Below are 21108 nucleotides of genomic sequence, written 5' to 3' on the forward strand. Positions count from 1 at the left end.
CCCTCGAACGTACGTCATGCCACGGACGTGCCCCCGTTCCCCCGTACGGAGCACACGACGCACTTGGGGGCGGCGCATGGCGGAAGCTGTCAGGTGTGACCGTCCGCGCGCTCGCCGCCGTCCCACCGCGCCCGCTTCATGTCGACGCGCGGCAGATGGCCCTCGGCGGCCCTGCTCGCCTCCTTCAGGGGCGTGCCCTCGGACCGGTAGTGGCCGATGGCCTCCAGTTCGTGGCCCGGCAGCAGCACACCGTCCGCGCGCATGACGCGCCACCACGGAACCGCACTCCCGTAGAGGGCCATCACCCGGCCGACCTGCCGGGGCCCGCCCTCCTCCAGCCACTCGGCCACATCTCCGTACGTCATGACACGCCCGGGCGGAATCAGTTCGGTGACCTCCAGGACGCGCTCGGCGTACTCCGGCAGCGCGTCCGGGAGCTCCGGGTGGACGTCCCGCGGCAGGCTCTCCTCGCTCATCCGGCCCATCCTGCACCACGCCACCGACAATGTGACGGGCCCGCCACGGTGGGTGTCCCTCGCCCCCAGGCGGCGCATCGGGCAGACTGTGCGCCCCCGCATTTGCACCCTGATGCCCCCGTGTGTCGGTGGGGCATGCCACCATCATGCGGGCGGTGACCGGTGATACGAGATCAAGAAGAGACGATGAAGCAACAGGGTGCGCACCCGGAGGATGCGGAAAGCACCTCTGACGCTTCGTCGCGCCCGGACACCGCCGACGGAGAGGAAACGGCTCCCGAGGAGACGGCCGCGAAGGACGTCGGCCGAGGCGTCGAGGACGACGCCGACTGCGCCGATGAGGTGCACAGCGAAGAGGTCGAGGGCGACGAACCGCTGCTCCCCGCGCGCGTGCACCGTCCCTCCGACCTGATGCGCCTCCTGGTGGGTGTGCTGGCCGTCGCCGTGCTGCTCGCGATCGCCGCGTTCGCGCACGGCACCACTTCCGGTCTCGAACAGGACATCAACAAGGGCACCGGACAGGCGCCCGATCTGCTCATCAAGATCGCCGGTCTGGCCTCCAGCATCGCGATCCTTCTGGTGCCCGTCGCCTTCGCGATCGAGCGGCTGATCAAACGCGACGGTCTGCGGATCGCCGACGGTGTGCTCGCCGCGGTCCTCGCGCACGGTGTGACCCTCGCCACGGACCTCTGGGTGGCCAAGGCCGCCCCCGGCTCCATCCAAGAGGCGCTCACCCAGCCCTCCCCCGGTGACATCCACGCCCTCACGGACCCGGTGCACGGGTATCTCGCGCCGGTCATCGCCTACATGACGGCCGTCGGCATGTCGCGCCGGCCGCGCTGGCGCGCGGTGCTGTGGATCGTGCTGTGCCTGGACGCCTTCTCGATGCTCGTCACCGGGTACACGACCCCGTTCTCGATCATCCTGACGGTCCTCATCGGCTGGACCGTCGCCTACGGGACGCTCTACGCGGTCGGCTCGCCCAACGTGCGTCCCACCGGGCGCACCCTGATGGCCGGGCTGCGGCACGTGGGCTTCCGCCCGGTGAGCGCCGCGCGCGAGGAGGTGCCGGAGACCTCGGAGACCGGCGACCGCGGCCGGCGCTACTTCGTCACCCTGGAGGACGGTCCACCGCTGGACGTGACGGTGGTCGACCGCGAGCAGCAGGCGCAGGGCTTCTTCTACCGCGCCTGGCGCAATCTGACGCTGCGCGGCTTCGCCACCCGCAGCAGCCTCCAGTCGCTGCGCCAGGCCCTGGAGCAGGAGGCGCTGCTCGCGTACGCGGCCATCGCGGCCGGCGCCAACGCGCCCAAGCTGATCGCGACCTCCGAACTGGGTCCCGACGCCGTGATGCTCATCTACGAGCACACCGGCGGCCGCACCCTGGACTCGATGTCGGACGACGAGATCACCGACGAGCTGCTGCGTGACACCTGGCGCCAGGTGCAGGCCCTGCAGTCCCGGCGGATCGCGCACCGCAGGCTCGTGGGTGACGCGATCCTGGTGGATCGTTCCGGCACGGTGATCCTCACCGACCTGCGCGTCGGCGAGATCGCGGCCGGCGATCTGCTGTTGCGCATGGACATCTCGCAGTTGCTGGTGACGCTCGGTCTGCGGGTGGGCGCCGAGCGCGCGGTGGCGTCCGCGGTGAGCGTGCTCGGCCCGGACGCGGTCGCCGACTGCCTTCCGATGCTGCAGCCCATCGCACTCAGCCGGACCTCACGCGCGACCCTGCGCAGACTGGCCCGGGAGCGGGCCCAGCGCGAGCGCGAGGCGGTCCTGGAGGCGTCCCACCAGGACAAGCAGGCCCGCCTCGCCGCGGCCGGGCACGACCACACCACGCCCGTTCTCGAGAAGCCCGACAAGAAGGCCGTGCGCGCGGAGCAGCGGGCCGAGAAGCGGGCCATCGACAACGCGCTGGAGGAGGCGCGCGAGGACGACCTGCTGACGCTGATCCGGCACGAGGTGCTGCGGATCAGGCCGCAGGCGCCGGTCGAGCCGGCCCGGCTGGAGCGGGTGCGGCCGCGCACGCTGCTCAGTTTCATCGCCGGTGCCATCGGCGCGTACTTCCTGCTCACGCAGCTCACCCACATCGAGCTCGGTCCGCTCGTGGCCAACGCCGAGTGGGGCTGGGTCGCGGCGGCCGTGCTGTTCTCGGCGGCGAGCTACTTCGCGGCGGCGATGGCGTTGCTCGGGTTCGTGCCCGAGCGGGTGCCGTTCCTGCGGACCGTGGGGGCGCAGGTCGCGGGCTCGTTCGTGAAGATCGTCGCGCCGGCCGCGGTGGGCGGTGTCGCCCTCAACACGCGCTTCCTGCAGCGCGCTGGGGTGCGGCCGGGGCTCGCGGTGGCGAGCGTCGGCGCCTCGCAGCTGTTCGGACTCGGCTGCCACATCCTGATGCTGCTGTCCTTCGGCTATCTGACCGGCACCGAGAAGACGCCGTCGCTGTCGCCGTCCAGGACGGTCATCGCGGGTCTGCTGACGGTCGCGGTGCTCGTGCTGGTGGTCACCTCGGTGCCGTTCCTGCGCAAATTCGTCGTCACGCGCGTGCGGTCGCTCTTCGCGGGTGTCGTGCCGCGCATGCTGGACGTGCTCCAGCGGCCGCAGAAGCTCATCACGGGCATCGGCGGCATGCTGCTGCTGACCGCCTGCTTCGTGATGTGTCTGGACGCCTCGATCCGTGCCTTCGGCCAGGAGGGCACCTCGATCAGCATCGCCAGCGTCGCGGTCGTCTTCCTCGCCGGCAACGCGCTCGGTTCCGCGGCCCCGACCCCGGGCGGTGTCGGCGCCGTCGAGGCCACCCTGACGGTCGGTCTGATCGCCGTCGGCCTCCCCAAGGAGGTCGCCGCCCCCTCCGTGCTGCTGTTCCGGCTGCTGACGCTGTGGCTGCCGGTGCTGCCGGGCTGGCTGGCCTTCAACCACCTCTCGCGCAAGGGCTCCCTGTAGGACGTACGCGCGCGTGCGCCGCACCCGGCATCACCCCGCGTACGCGCGCGTGGGCGCCGTACCTCGTACGGCCCGCGCCCCGAGCGCTCCGTCGCGTACGACCGCAGGATGGGACCATGCCGAACCCTCCTCGCCTGCGCGCCGCTGCCCTGACCGCCTCCGTCGTGCTGTTGTCGTCCGTACTGGCGGGCTGCGGCGGCGACGGCGCCCAGGACGAGGATCTGTCGGCCCAGACGCTGAGTTGGAAGGAATGCCCGGCGCCGTCCCAGGCGGAGGGCGGCGGCGGTGCCCCCTCGCCGCTGCCGGGTGGCGACGAGTGGCAGTGCGCCACCCTGAAGGCACCGCTCGACTGGGACGAGCCCAAGGGCGACACGATCGGCCTGGCGCTGATCCGCGCGAAGGCCAGCGGCGACAAGAGCAAGCACATCGGTTCGCTCGTCTTCAACTTCGGTGGCCCCGGCGGCTCGGGCGTCACCACACTGCCCGCCTTCGGCACGGACTACGCGAAGCTGCGCACCCGCTACGACCTGGTCAGTTTCGACCCGCGCGGAGTCGGCCGCAGCGCCCCCGTGGAGTGCGAGAACGACCAGCAGCTCGACGCGTACTTCCAGCAGGACGCGACCCCCGACGACGCCGCCGAGCGCACCGAGCTCCTGGACAACACCAGGAAGTTCAACGCGGCCTGCGAGAAGAACTCCAAGAAGGTGCTGCCGCAGGTCCGCACCACCGACGCGGCCCGCGACATGGACCTGATGCGCCAGGTGCTCGGCGACACCAAGCTCCACTACTTCGGCATCTCCTACGGCACCGAACTCGGCGGTGTCTACGCCCACTTGTTCCCCAAGAATGTCGGACGCGCGGTGTTCGACGGGGTCGTCGACCCCACGCAGACCTCCGAGCAGGGCTCGCTCGGCCAGGCCGAGGGCTTCCAGCTCGCGCTCGACAACTTCGCGAAGGACTGCACGTCGAAGGTCGAGGACTGCCCGGTCGGCGACACCGCGCAGGACGTCAAGGACCGCATCGCCAAGCTGCTCGAGGACCTCGACAGCAAACCGATCCCCGGCATCCTCCCGCGCCAGCTGACCCAGACCGCCGCGACCAACGGCATCGCGCAGTCGCTGTACTCGAAGGACTTCTGGGAGTACCTCACCGAGGGCCTGGAGCAGGCCTACGACGGCGACGGCAGGATCCTGATGCTGCTGTCCGACTCGATGAACGGGCGCAGTGAGAACGGCGAGTACAGCAACATCTCGGCGGCCAACATCGCCATCAACTGCGCCGACGACAAGCCCCGGTACACCGCGGACTTCGTGCAGGAGAAGCTGCCGGAGTTCCGTGCCGCCTCGCCGCTGTTCGGCGACTTCCTGGCGTGGGGCATGGTCAGCTGCACGGACTGGGCCGTGCCGGGCGCGGCCGACCATCCCGACGTGAGCGCGGCCGGCTCGGCGCCGATCCTCGTCGTGGGCAACACGGGCGACCCGGCCACGCCGTACGAGGGCGCGCGCAAGATGGTGGACGCCCTCGGCAAGGACGTCGGCGTCGAACTGACCTACAAGGGCCAGGGGCACGGCGCCTACGACAGCAAGAACAAGTGCGTGCAGAGCGCGGTGAACGGCTATCTGCTGGACGGGAAGGTGCCGACGGCGGGCACCGTCTGCTCCTGACCCCGGCCACGCCGGACACCGTCCGCCCTTGAAGCCGGCCACGCCAAACACCTCACGCCCCTGGACCCGCCACGCCAGACACCGCACGCCCCCGAACCCGACCATGCCCCCTCCCCCGAATTCCGGGAAAATCAGCAGGTCAGAGGGTTATCCACAGGCTCCCGCAGGCCCGGCGTGATCCGCCTACTATGGCCTGACCGCCGTCGGCCGGCCGATGTGCCGACGGCTCGTGAGGGGGGAACGCACATGGCGCGACTCGTACGGTGGGCGGCGCTGGGGGCCGCCGCCGCGCTGCTGGTCGGGGGGTGCAGCGGCGGCTCGTCGTCCGACGACGGCAAGGGTGACGGGGACACGGGCGCGGCGGCCACGCCGTCGGCCGACTCCTCCGATCCTTCGGGTACGAGCGCGGCCCTGCCCTCCTCCCTGACCGGGCAGCGGCTCGACTGGGGAGGCTGCAAGGCCACCGCCGACTCCGCCGCGCCGGGCAGCGACTGGCAGTGCGCGACGCTCAAGGTGCCGCTGGACTGGTCGAAGCCGGACGGCGAGACGATCGGCCTCGCACTGATCCGCGGCAAGTCCCGCGGTGCCAAGCCCATCGGCTCGCTCCTGTTCAACTTCGGCGGTCCCGGCGGCTCCGGTGTCTCCACCCTGCCGTCGTACGCGGCCACGGCCTCCTCCCTGCGGGAGCGGTACGACCTGGTGAGCTGGGACCCGCGCGGGGTCGACCGCAGCGAGGGCGTGCGCTGCCGCGGCGACAAGGCGATCGAGGCCGCCGAGGACATCGATGCCACGCCGGACACCCCGGCCGAGGAGAAGGCGTACTTCCAGGACGCCCTCGACTTCGGCAAGGGCTGCAAGAACGCCACCGGAAAGCTGTTGGCGCACGTGTCGACGACGGACACCGCGCGCGACATGGACCTGATGCGCCAGGTCCTCGGCGACGCGAAGATGCACTACTTCGGCATCTCCTACGGCACCGAACTGGGCGGTGTGTACGCCCACTTGTTCCCCAAGAACGTTGGACGGCTGATTTTCGACGCGGTCGTCGACCCCAGCGCCGACACCGTGGGTCACGCGGAGAACCAGAGCAGAGGCTTCCAACGCGCCCTCGACGACTACCTCAAGTCGACCGGGCAGGACCCGAAACAGGGCACCCAGAAGATCGCGGACCTGCTCGACCGGCTCGACGCGAAGCCGTTGGAGACATCGTCCGGGCGCGAGCTCACCCAGACGCTGGCCGTCACCGGCATCGTCCTGCCGCTGTACAGCAAGGCCGGCTGGCCGACGCTGACCAGCGCCCTCGACGCGGCGGAAGGCGGCGACGGCTCGGAGCTGCTGGATCTCGCCGACGGCTACAACGAACGTGACGCATCAGGGCACTACGGCACGACGACCCACTCCCAACGGGTCATATCGTGCTTGGACGACAAGCAGCGGCCGACCGCCGAGGAGACGAAGAAGCTGCTGCCGACGTTCGAGAAGATCTCGCCGGTGTTCGGGGACTTCCTCGGCTGGGACACGGCCGGCTGGTGCCACGACTGGCCGGTGGCCGGGCAGTACGACACCCCGGAGGTGAGCGCGCCCGGCGCGGCGCCGATCCTGGTGGTCGGCAACACCGGCGACCCGGCCACGCCGTACGAGGGCGCCCGGAAGATGGCCGACGAGCTGGGCAAGGGAGTCGGTGTGGAGCTCACCTGGAAGGGCGAGGGCCATGGTGCGTACGGGAGCGGGAGCGACTGTGTCGACTCCACGGTGAACGCGTATCTGCTGAAGGGGACGGTGCCGAAGGACGGCAAGGTCTGCGCTTCGTAGGAACCGGGGATACGGAAAGGGGCCCGGCACCCGCGGTGCCGAGCCCCTTCCGAAAGGGCGTTCGCCCAGTGGACCAACCTGTCCGGCTGGTACACCGGCTTGTCCCTCTAGTACACCGGCTTGTCCGGCTCGATCTGGTTGACCCAGCCGATCACGCCGCCGCCGACGTGCACGGCGTCGGAGAAGCCCGCGGACTTCAGGACCGCGAGGACCTCGGCACTGCGGACACCCGTCTTGCAGTGCAGGACGATCTTCTTGTCCTGGGGGAGGGTCTCCAGGGCGGTGCCCATGAGGAACTCGTTCTTCGGGATCAGCTTGGCGCCCGGGATGGAGACGATCTCGTACTCGTTGATCTCGCGGACGTCGATGATCTCGATGTTCTCGCCGTCGTCGATCCACTCCTTGAGCTGCTTGGGAGTGATCGTCGAGCCGGCGGCCGCCTCCTGGGCCTCCTCGGAGACGACGCCGCAGAAGGCCTCGTAATCGATGAGCTCGGTGACGGTCGGGTTCTCGCCGCAGACCGCGCAGTTGGGATCCTTGCGGACCTTCACCTGGCGGTACTGCATCTCCAGGGCGTCGTAGATCATCAGGCGGCCGACGAGGGGCTCACCGATGCCGGTGAGGACCTTGATGGCCTCGGTGACCTGGATGGAGCCGACGGACGCGCACAGCACGCCCAGGACGCCGCCCTCGGCGCAGGAGGGGACCATGCCGGGGGGCGGGGGCTCCGGGTAGAGGCAGCGGTAGCAGGGGCCGTGCTCGGACCAGAAGACCGAGGCCTGGCCGTCGAAGCGGTAGATCGAGCCCCACACGTACGGCTTGTTCAGCAGCACGCAGGCGTCGTTGACCAGGTAGCGGGTCGCGAAGTTGTCCGTGCCGTCGACGATCAGGTCGTACTGGCTGAAGATGTCCATCACGTTCTCGGCCTCGAGCCGCTCTTCGTGGAGGACGACGTTCACGTACGGATTGATGCCGAGGACCGAGTCGCGCGCGGACGCGGCCTTGGAGCGGCCGATGTCGGCCTGGCTGTGGATGATCTGACGCTGCAGGTTCGACTCGTCGACCTCGTCGAACTCCACGATGCCGAGCGTGCCCACGCCCGCCGCGGCCAGGTACATCAGCGCCGGCGAGCCCAGGCCGCCGGCGCCCACACACAGCACCTTGGCGTTCTTCAGCCGCTTCTGCCCGTCCATCCCGACGTCCGGGATGATCAGGTGGCGGGAGTACCTGCGGACCTCGTCTACGGTGAGCTCAGCAGCTGGCTCGACCAGGGGTGGCAGCGACACGGGGACTCCGTTGATCGGTCAATCACTACGGTTGTTCTCCCTGTAACACTGCCATGCCCATCTTCATTCCGAGACACCCGTCCCGACCCGCGAGACGATGTCGTCCCAGTAGCCGGGCAGGGTCTCCCAGGGATCGGCGCGTCCGCCTCTGTCCGTGCGGTCGGTGAAGTAGATCGTCGCGGCGCCCTGCCAGCGGGCGATGCGCAGCGCCTCTTCGAGGTGGGGCCCGGGCACTCCGTGGACGAAGTGGCAGAAGCGCTCGGGCGGATGGTCCGCGGTCCACTCGGCCACCTGCGACCAGCGGTAGTCGCTCCAGGACCCGGTGAAGGTGACCAACTGGTCGCCGCACTCGACGTACCCGGGGTGCGGGTGGGTGCCGTGACCGAGGACGACGTGCGCGTCGTCGCAGATCGAGCGGAGCGTGTCCACCGTGCGCCGGATCTCGGGGAGCGGGGCGAGCTCCGTCGGGCAGCGGTCCACGAGGAAGCCGTCGACCCGGTACCAGTCGCGGTAGCGGTGCGCGTCGGAGATCAGCTCGCCGAAGGTGCGGGCCCCGTACGCGCTGTCGAGGTTGCCGAGGACCCGCACGCCCGCGTTGCGCAGCCGCCCCGCCGCCTCCAGGCAGTGCGGGTCGGGGCGGGCGCCGGGGCCGTCGGCGACGTCGAGGACGACCCAGTGCAAGGGGGTGCCGGGGCGGGTGAGTTCGCCCCACTCGGTGGGCGCGACCAGGGGGTGGGCGTAGCCCGGGATGCCGAGCCCGGTACGGACGTCGGTGCTCGCGGTGCCGGTCCTGGTGCTGGTCAGATGCGGCATGCCGCCTCCATCCAGATGTCGGCCAGGGACTCTTCGAGGTTGATCCGGGGCCGCCAGCCGAGCCGGTCGCGCGCGGTGCGCACATCGGCCTGCTGCCAGCTGCCGCAGCCGTCCGGGTACGGGTACGCGACCGGGGAGGCGTGGTCGGACTCGCCGCGCGGGTGGCCGATGCCGGTCCGCATCAAGGGGCCGGGCGGGCCGTCCAGTTCGTGCAGGGCGCCGCCGTATCCGGCCACCCGCGCGAGCGTGGCGGCGGCGTCACGCAGCCGGACGGCACGGCCCGAGCCGATGTTGATGACGCCCTGGGCGGCGGAGAGCGAGGCCGCGTGCACGGCGCGCGCCACGTCGCGTACGTCGACGAAGTCGCGCTGGGCGCCGAGGCCGGCGAGTTTCAGCTCGCCGTCGCCTGACTGCATGGCGCGCCGCATGGCCTCGGCGAGCCGGCCCAGCGGCGAGCCGGCGGGCGTGCCGGGTCCGGCCGGTGAGAAGACCCGCAGCACGACCGCGTCCAGGCCGGAGCCGAGGACGAGTTCGGTGGCGGCGAGTTTGCTGACGCCGTACGGGCCGCCGGGGCGCGGCACGGCGTCCTCCGCGGTGGAGGAGCCGGGCTGGCTGGGGCCGTACTCGGCGCCGCAGCCGATCTGCACCAGCCGGGCGCCGCAGCCGCTGCGGCGCAGGGCCTCGCAGACGGTGGCGACGGCGACGGTGTTGTGCCGCGCGAGTTCACGGGCGCCGCCTCGGGTGGCGCCGGCGCAGTTGACGACCACGCCGGGATGGACCGCGTCGAGGAAGCGGGTGAGGGCGCCGGGGCTGCCGGACGCGAGGTCGAAGCGGACGTCGGCGTCGTCGCCGCGGCCGAGCGCGGTGAGCTGGACGGCGGGGTCGGCGAGCAGACGGTCGGCGACGAAGCGGCCCAGGTAGCCGTTGGCTCCGATCAGCAGAACTCTCATCGCACGGCTCCCGGAGCCGAGGGTTCGGGTCGGGAGGTGATCATTTGGTGTTCTCCTTCAGCGAGGGTGGTGCCGTTGCCTCGGGGTCGGGCGCCCGCGGCGCGATGGGCGGTGGGCGGGGTGTGCCGGGTCAGCACGGCCGGTCGGCCGGTGCGTGGGCCGAGGCCCGGGTGAGGGTGCGGGTCGCATGGACCAGCAGGGTCAGGGCGGCCGCCGCGCAGGCCAGGGCCGGGACACTGCCCGGGCCCGTGGCGTCGACGAGGGCTTCCACGGGGGCGGCGAAGAAGCCGCAGCCGGGAAGGCGGGCCGCGAAGACCGTGACCAGGGCTGCCGCCTCGGCCGTGGCCGTGGCGGTGAGGACGAGCGCGGGTGCATGGGTGAAGCCGTGGGTGGTGAGGAGGCGGGCGAGGAACAGGAGGGCGCCGAGGGCCAGTGCCTGGGCGTAGGCCGCGGGCTGGTCCAGCGCGGCGGCGCACCCGGCGAGCAGGGCCGTCAGGGCGCACAGGAACAGGGCGAACGTGCCCAGCAGCAGCGGCCGTACGGAGGCGGCGAAGTCCGCCAGGCCGCGGCTGGTCGTCAGTCTTCGCCGGGCGCGCACCGTGAAGAGGTGGGCGCTCCAGACGGCGGGGGCGCAGGCCAGGGTGAGCGCCAGGACGGAGGCGGTGGCGACGGGCCAGGGACCGTCGGCCGCGCCGGTGGGCAGGCTGTCGGGGCCGCCGCCGACGGCCGCGTTCAGGAGCCCGTCGCCGAACAGGGCGTAGGCGATGAGCCAGCACGCCCACAGACCGGTGGCGGGGGTGTGCGGGGCGGGGCGTCCCGACGGCGTGCGGTCGGTCACGCCCAGCGGGCCGCGGGCGAGCACCGCGCGCAGGCCGAGCGCCACGGCGAGAACGCCGACGCCTGCGACGATCAGACGGGTCCGGCCGTGGGTGAAGGGCAGGCCGATCACGGTCGCCGCGCACAGCGTGCCCGGCAGGAGGGCGAGCAGGATCCAGCCGGCGCGTGCGTCCGGGGCCGACGGGGTCTCGGGGGTCGGCCGTGTCTCCTCGCCGTGGGAGGCGCGGGCGTACATCTCCTCCGCGAGCGAGAACACGTCCCGGTGCCGGAAGCGCGTCGCCGTCCGGTCGGTGACACCGTGCGCCTCCAGCCCGGCCGCGATCTCCAGCGGGTCCACGGCCCGTTCGCACAGGTCGCGGTGACGGTGCATCAGTGCCTTGACCGGGTCGGCGGCGGTGGCGCGGCGACGGGGGGCGGGGGCTTCGGTGCCCGGTGCGGGGAGTGCGGTGGGGAGGGTTGCGGCGGCGCGTACGCCGGTGCGCCCTTGTCCCGCGCTCCCGTCGCCACGGCTCGCGCCGCCGCTCCCGGGTTCCCCGCTCCCCGCGCTCCCGTCACCACGGTCCGCGCCGCCGCTCCCGGGTTCCCTGCCTCCCGCGCTCCCGTCACCAGGCTCTCCGTCCCCCCGAATCCACTCCCCCGACCGCTCGTCCCACGCCCCGGGATTCGTCGGCGTGCCAGGTCGGTCCAGTTCTCCCAAGTCGCTCATCGGGCCCCCTCCGCAGCAGGCGTCGTGGCCGGTGTCGCGGTCGGCGTCACCGTCGTCGCCCTCACCGGGGCGCCCGCCGCCCAGCCGGGTCCGCCGCGGGCGACGACGCGGGCGGCGGGGCCGGTCCAGCGGCCGGGCACGTGGGCCTCGGCGGGGGCGGCGAAGGGCAGCGGTTCACCGGTGTCGTCCAGGACGACCCGACGTACCGGTGTGTGCGAGACGATCTCCAGGTAAATGCTGTGAAATGCCGTGACGTTCTGCTCGACGGTGAACAGTTCGAGCGCCCGCGCGCGGGCGGCGGCGCCCAGGCGCGCACGGCGCTCGGGGTCGCGCAGCAGCGTCACGCACGCCTCCGCGAGCGCCCGGGGGTTGCGCGGCGGTACGACGAGCCCCGTGCCCCCGATGACCTCCACCACCGCGCCGACGTCCGTGGACACCGTCGCCCGTCCGCAGAACATGGCCTCGACAAGAGTGATCGGGAAGCCTTCGACGACGCTGGACAGCACGGTCACCGCGCCGGCGGCGTACGCGTCGGCCGGTGCGGGCATGTCCGGTCCGCCGATCTCCTCGAAGGACACGGGGTTGTCGCCGACGGCGTGCATCCCGTCGGCCTCGTCTGGGAAGAGCTGCGCGGCGAGCGCCCGGCAGTGCCCCAGATAGGCCGCGCCCTCGGTGCCGACCGGCGTACCGACGATCCGCAGCCGGGTCTTCGGCTCCTCCTTGCGGATCTCCGCGAAGGCGTGCAGCAGTGACACCAGGTCCTTGGTGGGCTCGACGCGCCCGACCCACACCAGCGTGTCGGGGTCCGCGCACTCCGAGGACTCCCCCACCTCGGCGAAGTGCGTGGCGTCCATGCCCGGGTAGACCGTGCGCAGCTTGGCCCGGTCGGCGCCGCAGCGTTCCTGCCAGCGGCGGGCGTGCGTGTTGCCGGGCGTGACGATCGTGGCCCGGTCGTAGATCTCGGCGGCGAGCCTGCCGTGGAAGGCGGCGAGCAGGGACCGCACGGCCGGCGGCGCCTCGGCGGCGGCCAGGTAGTGCGTACGCAGCCGCACCCCGTACTCGGTCACCAGCAGGGGCACGCCGAAGAAGTGGTGGGCGAGCAGCCCGGGCAGGGCGGCCGGGCCGCCGGACGCCGCGTGGCAGAGGTCGACCGAGCCGAGCCCGTCCTCCTCGCACCAGTCGAGCGAGAGGGGGCGCAGGGCGCGCTCCAACTGCGCGGCCACGGCGAGGAGATCGGGTACGCGCGCCTCTCGCGCCGCACGCAGGGCGCCAGGCGCACGACAAGCGCGCTCAAGGGCGCTCACGGCGGCCTCGGAGCGCAGCGCGCCCACCAGCCCGCCCTCGTCGCGGGCGAGTTCGGCGAGCCCGTACAGAGCAGTGCCGAAACGGTCCGCCTGAACGGCGGACGCCTCCTCGGAGGAACCGGAATCTCCCCCCGCGCCCTCCGCGGCCGCCCCCGCACACAGCACGGCGGCCAACTCGCCGTAGTGCTCGGCGAACCGTCGGCGCGCGCGGCGCCCGTAGCTCACCCCGTCGTCCTCCGCGCCCCACAGCGGAGCCGTCCGCACCCGGCTGACCTGCGGCGGCAACTCGACCCAGCCCTCGGCCTCCTGGCGCTCGCTGCGGCTGAGCGCGTAGATGTCGAACTCGTGCTGCCCGAGCCCGCGCACGAGCCGGTCGCACCAGAGCCTGGCATCACCGCTCACATACGGATAGCCACCCTCCGTAAGCAGTCCGATGCGCACAGGTGCACCCCCGATCTCCCGTATGGGGAGCCGCCGTTGACCCGGCGACTCGCAGCGGGACGAACGTATGCGGACAAGGCGGTGGGGGGGGGGGGGGGGGGGGGGGGGGCCCCCCCCCCCCCGCGCCCCGGGGGGCGGGGGGGGGGGGGGGGGCGGGGGGGGGGGCGGGCGGCGGGGCGGGGGGGGGGCGCGGGGGGGGGGGGGGGGGGGGGGGCCCCCCCCCCCCCACCAGAAGGGGTGAACGCTCGTAACTTTCCCGTGCGGATCGCGTTCGATCGCGCTAAGGGATCAAGCAGTTACGTTCCGTCAGGCAGCGGCCAGCTCTCGCCGTTCGGCCCGGCGCCGCGCCGCGACCTGCGGATCCAGTGCCGGTACGGCGGCCAGGAGCTGCTTGGTGTACGGGTCCTGCGGGCTGTCGTACACCTCGTCGGCGGGGCCGGACTCGACGATCCGGCCACGGCGCATCACCGCGACCCGGTCGCTCACCTGCCGCACGACGGCGAGGTCGTGCGCGATGAAGACGAGCGCGAGTCCGAGTTCCCGCTGCAACTCGCCGAGCAGGGCCACCACCTGGGCCTGGGTGGTCACGTCCAGCGCGGAGACGGGCTCGTCGCAGACGATCACGCGCGGGTCGGCCGCGAGCGCCCGCGCGATGCCCACGCGCTGGCGCTGGCCTCCGCTGAACTCGTGCGGGTAGCGGTCGTAGTGCGCCGCTTCGAGCCCCACACGCTCCAGCAGTTCCGTCACGCGCCCCCTGATCCGCTGCTCGTCCCGCTCTCCCCGCGCGCGGAGCGGATCGGCTATCGACTCGCCCACGCTGCGGCGGGGGTTGAGGGAGGAGACGGGGTCCTGGAAGACCATCTGCACTGCCGGTCGCACGCCCACGCGCGTGTGGCCCTCGTAACGGACCTCCCCCGCCGTCGGCTCCAGCAGCCCGACCAGCATCCGCCCGAGGGTCGTCTTGCCGCTGCCGCTCTCGCCCACGACCCCGAGGGTCTCGCCCCGGCGGATCGTCAGCGACACGTCGCCCACGGCCGTGAACGCCCGCTTCCCGCGCCCGAATTCACGCCTGAGCCCGACGGCCTCCAGGACGACCTCCTCGGACGGCTGCGAAGGTGCTCGCGGCGCGTCCACGCGCGGGACGGCAGCCAGCAACTGCTTGGTGTACGGCTGGACGGGCGCCCCCAGGACGTCAGCGATCGCCCCGTGTTCCACCACGCGCCCGTGCCGCATGACGAGCACGTCGTCGACGCTCTCGGCGGCGACGCCCACGTCGTGCGTGACGAGCAGCAGCCCCATGCCCGTCTCCTCGCGCAGCGTGTGCAGCAGGTCGAGGATCTGGGCCTGGACGGTGACGTCGAGCGCGGTGGTCGGCTCGTCGGCGATCAGCAGGTCCGGCTCGCACGCGAGCGCCATCGCGATGAGCGCGCGCTGGCGCATACCGCCGCTGAACTCGTGCGGGCGGGACCGCGACCGGCGCTGTGCGTCCGGAATTCCAACTCGCTCCAGCACCTCCACCGCACGCGCGCGTGCCGCTCGCCGCGACACGCGCGTGTGCACGCGGTACACCTCGGCGATCTGGTCGCCGATCGCGTAGTACGGGTCGAGCGAGGACAGCGGGTCCTGGAAGACCATGGCGGCCTTCGCCCCGCGCAGCCGCCGCAGTTCGTCGTCGGACGCCTTCTGTACGTCCACGCCGGCTACCTCGATCGAGCCGCCGACCCGCGCGCCCGTGCCGCGGTGCAGCCCCAACAGGGCCGAGGCGACGGTGGACTTCCCGGAGCCGGACTCGCCGACCAGGGCGACCGCGGCCCCCGGCGCCAGGCTGAAGGAGAGGCCGTCGACGGCCCGCAGGTCGCCGAACTCGACGGTCAGGTCCGTGACTTGGACGAGATTCACGTCAGTACCACCCGGACTCACGCCAGTACTTCCCGGACTCACGTCAGTACCACCCGTCGGTCGGCCAGCGCGTACAGCACGTCCGCGACGGCGTTGGCGAGGACCACGAAGAACCCGATGACCAGGACCATGCCGACGACGACCGGCAGATCGACCACATTGACCGCGTGGACGAGCTCCTGGCCGATGCCGGGGAGCCCGAAGAGGGTCTCGGTGAGGACCGCGCCGCCGATCGCCGAGCCGACGTTGTTGGCGTTGAGCGCGATGACGGGCGCCAGCGCGCCGCGCAGCGCGTGGCGTCCGACGATCGTCCGCTCGGCGACGCCGTAGGCCCGGAAGGTGCGGATGTGGTCCTCGGCCAGCGTCTCCAGCATCGACGCCCTGGTCATCCGGGCGAAGGCCGCGGCCTCGATGAGGGCGAGCGAGAGCCAGGGCAGCAGGAGGTTCCACGCCCACTGTTCGGGGTCGTCGGTGAACTTCACGTACTGCGGGAAGGGCAGCAGTTGCAGTTCGCCGCAGACGACGATCATCAGGACCAGGCCGATGACGAAGACCGGGGTGGCCCAGCCGGCCAGCGTCAGGGCGGTCAGCAGCCGCTCGGTGAACCGGCCGCGTCGCCAGGCGGAGAGCACACCGGTGCCGACGCCGAGGATCAGCCACAGGACCATCGCGCCGAGCACCAGCGAGAGGCTCACCGGGAGCTTGGTCAGGATGATGTCCATGACCTGCTGGTCGCTCTGGTACGAGAGGCCGAGGCAGGGCGCCGAGCAGTGCTCCACCGAGGTTCCCGTGGAGTAGTCCTGACCGGCGACCAGGCCCACCAGGAAGTGCCAGTAGCGCACGTACAAGGGGTCGTCGAGCTTGAGTTGCTGGGCGACCTGGTGCACCTGCTCCGGGGAGCAGCGCGGGCCGCAGGTGATCTGGGCGACGTTGCCGGGAGTGGCGTAGAAGACGACGTAGACGATCACCGAGATGGCCAGCAGGGTCACCACGGTGCCGACGGCGCGGCGCAGGACGAAACCTCCGAAGCCGCTCATGCGGTGCCCTCCTCGCCTGTCTCGGTCACGCCCTTCCCGGACCCGGCCTCGGCCTCACCCTTCGTCGTCGCCCTCGCCTCGCGCCTGCGGCCCGTGCCGACGCTCAGGCGGGACGCGGCGCGCGGGTCGAGGGCGATACGGACGCCGTCGCCCAGGACGGTCAGCGCGAGCACGGTGACGAACAGCGCGCCGGCCGGGAGCAGGAGGTACTGCGGGGCGGCCTGGTACCAGACGTCGGCCGAGGTGAGCATCTGCCCCCACGACGGTGTCGGCGGCTTCACGCCGACGCCGAGGAAGGACAGGGCGGCCTCGATGCTGATGTTGACCGGCATGAGGATCGCCGCGTAGGTGATGACCGGCGCGGCGAGCCCGGGCAGCAGTTCCCTGCGGGCGATCCGCCAGGTGCCCCAGCCGCTGAGCCGGGCGGCGGAGACGTAGTCCAGCCCCTTGAGGGTGAGCGTCTGGGCGCGCACGATCTTCGCGATGGTGCCCCACGCGATGAACCCGATGACCAGGGTGACCAGGACGGGCCGCGGGAAGCTCGACGGGACGATCGCGAGCAGTGCCAATGCCATGATCATCAATGGCATGGCGATGAAGATGTCCGTGATCCGGCTCAACAGTTGATCAACCCATCCACTGCCGAGCGCGGCCGCGATGCCCATCACCACGCCCACGAGGACCTGGATGACGGTCGCGGCGAACGCGACCCCCAGGGAGACGCGGGCGCCGTAGACCAGCCGCGCGAACAGATCGCGCCCGGTCTGCGGTTCGACGCCCAGCCAGTGGTGGCCGCCGATGCCCCCGAAGGAGCCGATCGGCACGCCCCCGCGCGCGGAGTCGATGAGCGAGGGGTGGTAGGAGGTCGGGTCCTGGCCCTCGATCGCCGTGAGCAGCGGCGCGGCGAGCGCGACCAGGATCAGCAGGGCGACGAGGGCCGCCGCGACGAGGGCGGCCCGCTGCGCGCGCAGCCGCCGCCAGAACTGACGGGCCCCCGAGACCCCCGGGACGGGTTCGATGCCCGTCCCGGGGGTCTCGGCGGCGACAAGTGCCTCGCTCACGGCGCTACTTGACCGCGACCTGCGAGATGTCCAGCACACCGGTCCAGTCGCTGATCACGACGTTCTTGATGTCCTGGCCGACCAGTCGCTTGTAGACGGGGTGGAACAGCGGCACGGTGAGCGCCTGCTCGCCGATCTTCTTGTCCAGAGCACCCCACCGCTTGGCGGCAGCGTCAAGATCGGTCAACTTGTTGATCGCGTCAATCTCGGCATTGACCGACTTGTCGTTCAACAGGCCGTTGTTGAAGTTGGAGCCGTCCTTGACGATCTGCCGGCCGTCGAAGATCGGCGCCAGGAAGGGACCGCCGGAGGGCCAGTCGGCACCCCAGTGGGCGAGGAAGAAGCCGGGCTCGGTCTTCACGTTGTGGATCTTGTCCCGGTAGTCGTTGTCCTCCAGGCCCTGCAGCTTGACCGTGATGCCGGCCTTCTTGAGCGCGTCCTGGATCGCGGTCGCGATCTCGGGGCTGGTCTCGAAGTCCTTGCTGTTGGAGTGGGTCAGCGTGACGGTGAGCCCGTTCGGATAACCGGCCTCCTTCAACAGCTCCTTGGCCTTCGCCGCGTTGCCGGTCGCCCCCGCCGGGAAGAGGTCGTAGGGCGTGTAGCCGAAGGACTTCTGGTTGGGCAGGAAGGTCGTCGCGGACTCCGCCAGCGCGGAACCGCCGGCCGCGTTGATCACGGACGAGCGGTCGATGGCGTACGAGACCGCCTCGCGCACCTTGGCGTTGTCGAACGGCTTCACCGTCGGGTTGAAGGCGATGTAGTTCGTGTAGCCGAAGTGCCCGGTGCCCACGCGCGCGGCCAGCTTCTTGTCGCCGGACACCTTCGCGAGCTCGGCCGGACCGAGGTTGGTGTCCGTGGTGACCGCGGTCGCGTCCGCCCCTTGGGACGCCGACAGCCGCTGGTTGATCACGGAGGAGTCGAGCCCGGACCGTACGTCGATCTTGTCCGGGTACGCCTTGCGCTCGTCGTCGACGGAGGCCGACCAGTAGGTGTTGCGCTCCAGGACGAGGTGCTCGCCGTCGTTCTCGTTCGTGACGACCTTGTAGGGGCCGGACGAGACCGGGTGCTCCTCGTACTTCGTGCCGGTGTCCTTGGCCTGGGGGACGGGCGTGAACTGCGTCTGCGTGGCCAGGTACGGGAACTCGCCCTCGGGCTTGTTCAGGTGGAACACGATGGTGCTGCTGTCCGGCGTCTCGATCGCCGACAGACCCTTCTTGTCCTTGTAGGGCCCCTGGTAGTCGGCCGCGCCGACCAGCCAGTCCCGCAGGTAGGGCGCGCCGCCGGACAGCTCGGGCGCGAAGGAGCGCTCGATGCCGTACTTGATGTCGGCGGACGTGATCGCCGTGCCGTCCTCGTACTTGAGGCCCTTCTTCAGGGTGTACGTCCACTCGGTGGCGTCCTTGTTGGGGCGCCCGGTGTCGGTGGCGAGGTCCGGGACGACCTTGGCGCCGGCCGCGCCGCTCTCGCGGTTGCGGGTGGTGAGCGTACGGAAGACCAGGGACGGGACGTTGCCGCCGCCGGAGGTGTACAGGCGGGCCGGGTCGAAGTCCTGCTGCGGGTCGGAGTTCAGGACCGTGAGCGTGCCGCCCTTGTGCGGCGTGGAGTCGCCGCCACCGGAGGCCTTGGCATCGTTGTCGTCCGGTCCGCAGGCGGCGACACCCGCTGCCAGAACCAGGCCTACGGATGCCGCGACCACTCTGCGGCTGTGTACGGACGATTGACGCATCGGAATGACGACCTCTCGGGTGGTTCGAGCCACGTGGCTCGAATGGTGAGACGGATTGACGAGGGGTGAGACGAAAGTGAACAGACGTCTGCCCGGGCGTCAGGTCGTCGAGAGGCCATGACCAGGTCACGGCGGAGAAGAGAGATCGCGACGCGAACGCCCAGGGGCGAACGTCAGCGACAGTGGATGTCGGCCACGCAGAGCGGGGTCACGCCGATGAGCGCCAGCTCGATGGCGGCGCTGTTCTCGACGGATTGACTAGACCACATGCGCAGCAATATGTATGACCGATCAACGCATGTCAATGTGACATAAGCGCCACCGGTCACCCTGTGCGTCAACTTCCGGGGTACGGCCAGGGGTTGGGCAGACAGTGGATTCCGTCATGGTCAAGGAACTTGGTCTGCTGCTGCATCACTGGCGCGAGCTGGCCGTTCTTGTCGCAGGTCACATGGTGGTAGCCCAGTCGGTGACCCACCTCATGGTTGATCAACATCTGCCGGTAGGCGTGAATCTCGTCACCGTAGGTCGTCGACCCCTGCGCCCATCTGTATGCGTTGATCATCACTCGCTCGGTGGAGGCCGAGTCGCAGGACACGTTGTCCTCGGTGGTATCCAGACCGGACTTGGCGCACCACTCGGCGGTCGTCCCGGGGCTGGCGAGCGTGATCACGAAGTCCGGTTCGCCGGAGTAGACGCGCTCGAAGGTACGGGCGCCGTTGTGCGCCCAGCTCCGGTCGTCGTTGAGCGTCTTCTGCACGGCGGCGGCGAACAGTTCCCCGTCGAGGCCGAGCCCCTGCTCCACGTCCACGCGGTAGGTGTACTTCTGCCCCTTGCCGGACGCCTTGGCGATCCCGGGGATCGCGTCGAACTTCCCGGACCCCTTGAGCTTGGCGCTCAGCGGGTACTTCTTGTCCATCTTCTGCGTGTACGTCAGCGTCGCCACACGCGGCGACGAGGACGGCGTCGGCCGCCCGTCCCCGCGCGAGGACGAGTCCCGGGCGTCCCGCCCCTGATCCGTGGCCGCCTGCGTCCGTACGCCGTTGTCGTCACGTCCGTCCGCGACCTGGCCGGCGACGACGACGGCCAGCACGGTGACGACGGCGGCGGCCGCGATTCCGGTGAAGGCCCGCCCCTTGGCGCCCTTGGCCGTCGCGGGCACGCCCGTCGGCGGCGCGTCGAGGTCGTCGGTGTCGGTCTCGGAGGGGACACCGACGCGGGTACGGCGGTCCCACTCGGTACCGGAGTCGTAGAGGTCGGTCGCGGTTCGGCCACGCGGGGCGAAGACGTCGTCGTCCTCACCGAAGGCGTCGACGTAGTCCTGCCGCGGACCGCCCGAGGGTTTCTGTCGCCGCCGCGGCGCGGCAGCACCGGTCCCCGGCGCGCCTGCGCCCCTCAACTCGCCCCACCCACCACCGGATTCACGCTGCTGCGGGTGCCCCCCGCGCACCTGGGGGAAACCATGCGCGGGTGTCCCGTCGGGAAGCCGGGGGAAACCGTGCGCGGGGGTCCCGTCAGGAAGCCGGGGAAAACCGTGCGCAGGCGTGCCGTCGGGAAGACGAGGGAAGCCATGCGCAGGCGTGCCATCCGGAAGCCGGGGAAAACCGTGCGCAGGCGTCCCGTCAGGAAGTCGCGGTACCCCGCGCGCGGGCGTCCCGTCGGCGGGCCTCGGAAAGCCGTGCGCCGGCGTCCCGTCAGCCATCCGCGCCGCTCCACTCCGACCGCCCGGACCTCCCGGGCCCTGCCACTGTCCCTGCTGCTGTTGCTGTCTCTGTTGCTGTCTCTGTCCCTGCTGCTGACCTTGCCGCTGTCCTTGCTGAGGCCAACCGGCGCCCTGCTGAGGCCGGCCGGCCCGCTGCCACGCCCCGGGAACCGCACCGGAAGCCGGACCGTCCCCACGCCGAGGCCCGGGCACCTGAGGCACCGCACCGGAACCGGGCCCCCGGCCCGCGTCCGCCCCGGTCCCCGAAGCCGCACCCGGCCACTGCCGTTGCTGCCCCTGTTCCGGTCGCCGATCCGGCTGCCGCCCCTGCGAGGACGCCGCACTCGGCCCCCCGCCCGCGGCAGCGGCGGACGCGGCCCCGGACTCCGATCGCGCCGTCCGAGCACCCCGCCCCGCGCCTATGTCCGCGGCCTCGCCCTTGGCGAGCCCG

The 21108-nt window shown here is 71.5% G+C and carries 15 protein-coding genes; 3 read left to right on the top strand and 12 right to left on the bottom strand.

All coding sequences use genetic code 11. The annotated features are described in order from the left end of the window. Nucleotides 1-89: 89 nt before the first annotated feature. The gene (locus ACIQI8_RS20020; protein WP_402352051.1) at nucleotides 90-476 is read right to left on the bottom strand and encodes an MGMT family protein; all 387 of its coding nucleotides are present in this window, start codon (nucleotides 474-476) and stop codon (nucleotides 90-92) included. A 186-nt stretch (nucleotides 477-662) separates the two neighbouring features. On the opposite strand from ACIQI8_RS20020, the gene ACIQI8_RS20025 reads away from it, so the two are divergent. From ACIQI8_RS20025 to ACIQI8_RS20035, 3 genes are all read left to right on the top strand, one after another. Then, complete coding sequence (locus ACIQI8_RS20025) at nucleotides 663-3419, top strand: lysylphosphatidylglycerol synthase domain-containing protein (protein ID WP_402352054.1); 2757 nt, start codon at nucleotides 663-665, stop codon at nucleotides 3417-3419. Between the two features lie 116 nt (nucleotides 3420-3535). Beyond that, nucleotides 3536-5083, top strand: a complete 1548-nt coding sequence (locus tag ACIQI8_RS20030) for an alpha/beta hydrolase (protein ID WP_402352057.1) — start codon at nucleotides 3536-3538, stop codon at nucleotides 5081-5083. Between the two features lie 246 nt (nucleotides 5084-5329). Beyond that, the gene (locus ACIQI8_RS20035) at nucleotides 5330-6895 is read left to right on the top strand and encodes an alpha/beta hydrolase (protein WP_402352062.1); all 1566 of its coding nucleotides are present in this window, start codon (nucleotides 5330-5332) and stop codon (nucleotides 6893-6895) included. 107 nt (nucleotides 6896-7002) lie between these two features. Here ACIQI8_RS20035 and moeZ read toward each other — a convergent pair whose 3' ends face one another. From moeZ to ACIQI8_RS20090, 11 genes are all read right to left on the bottom strand, one after another. Then, the gene (moeZ, locus tag ACIQI8_RS20040) at nucleotides 7003-8181 is read right to left on the bottom strand and encodes an adenylyltransferase/sulfurtransferase MoeZ (protein ID WP_402352065.1); all 1179 of its coding nucleotides are present in this window, start codon (nucleotides 8179-8181) and stop codon (nucleotides 7003-7005) included. A gap of 63 nt (nucleotides 8182-8244) precedes the next feature. Further along, on the bottom strand, nucleotides 8245-8994 hold the full coding sequence (locus ACIQI8_RS20045) for a spherulation-specific family 4 protein (RefSeq protein WP_402352068.1): 750 nt from the start codon (nucleotides 8992-8994) through the stop codon (nucleotides 8245-8247). After that, nucleotides 8982-9944 carry an NAD-dependent epimerase/dehydratase family protein gene (locus ACIQI8_RS20050; RefSeq protein WP_402352071.1) on the bottom strand — a complete coding sequence of 321 codons (963 nt, stop codon included), beginning with the start codon at nucleotides 9942-9944 and terminating at the stop codon, nucleotides 8982-8984. Before ACIQI8_RS20050 ends, ACIQI8_RS20045 begins: the two co-directional genes overlap by 13 nt. A gap of 130 nt (nucleotides 9945-10074) precedes the next feature. Then, entirely contained in the window at nucleotides 10075-11487 is a 1413-nt protein-coding gene (locus tag ACIQI8_RS20055; RefSeq protein WP_402352074.1) for a hypothetical protein, read from the bottom strand. Continuing rightward, nucleotides 11484-13232 (bottom strand): DUF3492 domain-containing protein, encoded by a 1749-nt coding sequence (locus ACIQI8_RS20060; RefSeq protein ID WP_402352077.1) that lies wholly within the window; start codon nucleotides 13230-13232, stop codon nucleotides 11484-11486. The genes ACIQI8_RS20055 and ACIQI8_RS20060 overlap by 4 nt, the downstream gene beginning before the upstream one ends. Before the next feature lie 306 nt (nucleotides 13233-13538). After that, nucleotides 13539-15131 carry a dipeptide ABC transporter ATP-binding protein gene (locus ACIQI8_RS20065; protein WP_402352080.1) on the bottom strand — a complete coding sequence of 531 codons (1593 nt, stop codon included), beginning with the start codon at nucleotides 15129-15131 and terminating at the stop codon, nucleotides 13539-13541. A gap of 38 nt (nucleotides 15132-15169) precedes the next feature. After that, nucleotides 15170-16168 carry an ABC transporter permease gene (locus ACIQI8_RS20070; RefSeq protein WP_402352083.1) on the bottom strand — a complete coding sequence of 333 codons (999 nt, stop codon included), beginning with the start codon at nucleotides 16166-16168 and terminating at the stop codon, nucleotides 15170-15172. Continuing rightward, on the bottom strand, nucleotides 16165-17229 hold the full coding sequence (locus ACIQI8_RS20075) for an ABC transporter permease (protein WP_402352086.1): 1065 nt from the start codon (nucleotides 17227-17229) through the stop codon (nucleotides 16165-16167). Before ACIQI8_RS20075 ends, ACIQI8_RS20070 begins: the two co-directional genes overlap by 4 nt. Before the next feature lie 4 nt (nucleotides 17230-17233). Next, entirely contained in the window at nucleotides 17234-18955 is a 1722-nt protein-coding gene (locus ACIQI8_RS20080) for an ABC transporter substrate-binding protein (RefSeq protein WP_402352089.1), read from the bottom strand. Nucleotides 18956-19128: 173 nt separating this feature from the next. Further along, a complete protein-coding gene (locus tag ACIQI8_RS20085) occupies nucleotides 19129-19224 on the bottom strand; it encodes an Ms4533A family Cys-rich leader peptide (protein WP_401713139.1) in 96 nt (31 codons plus the stop codon). A gap of 68 nt (nucleotides 19225-19292) precedes the next feature. After that, a complete protein-coding gene (locus ACIQI8_RS20090) occupies nucleotides 19293-20657 on the bottom strand; it encodes a DUF3152 domain-containing protein (protein WP_402352092.1) in 1365 nt (454 codons plus the stop codon). Between the last annotated feature and the right edge of the window lie 451 nt (nucleotides 20658-21108).

The organism is Streptomyces sp. NPDC092369, from assembly GCF_044755245.1.
GTDB lineage: Bacteria > Actinomycetota > Actinomycetes > Streptomycetales > Streptomycetaceae > Streptomyces.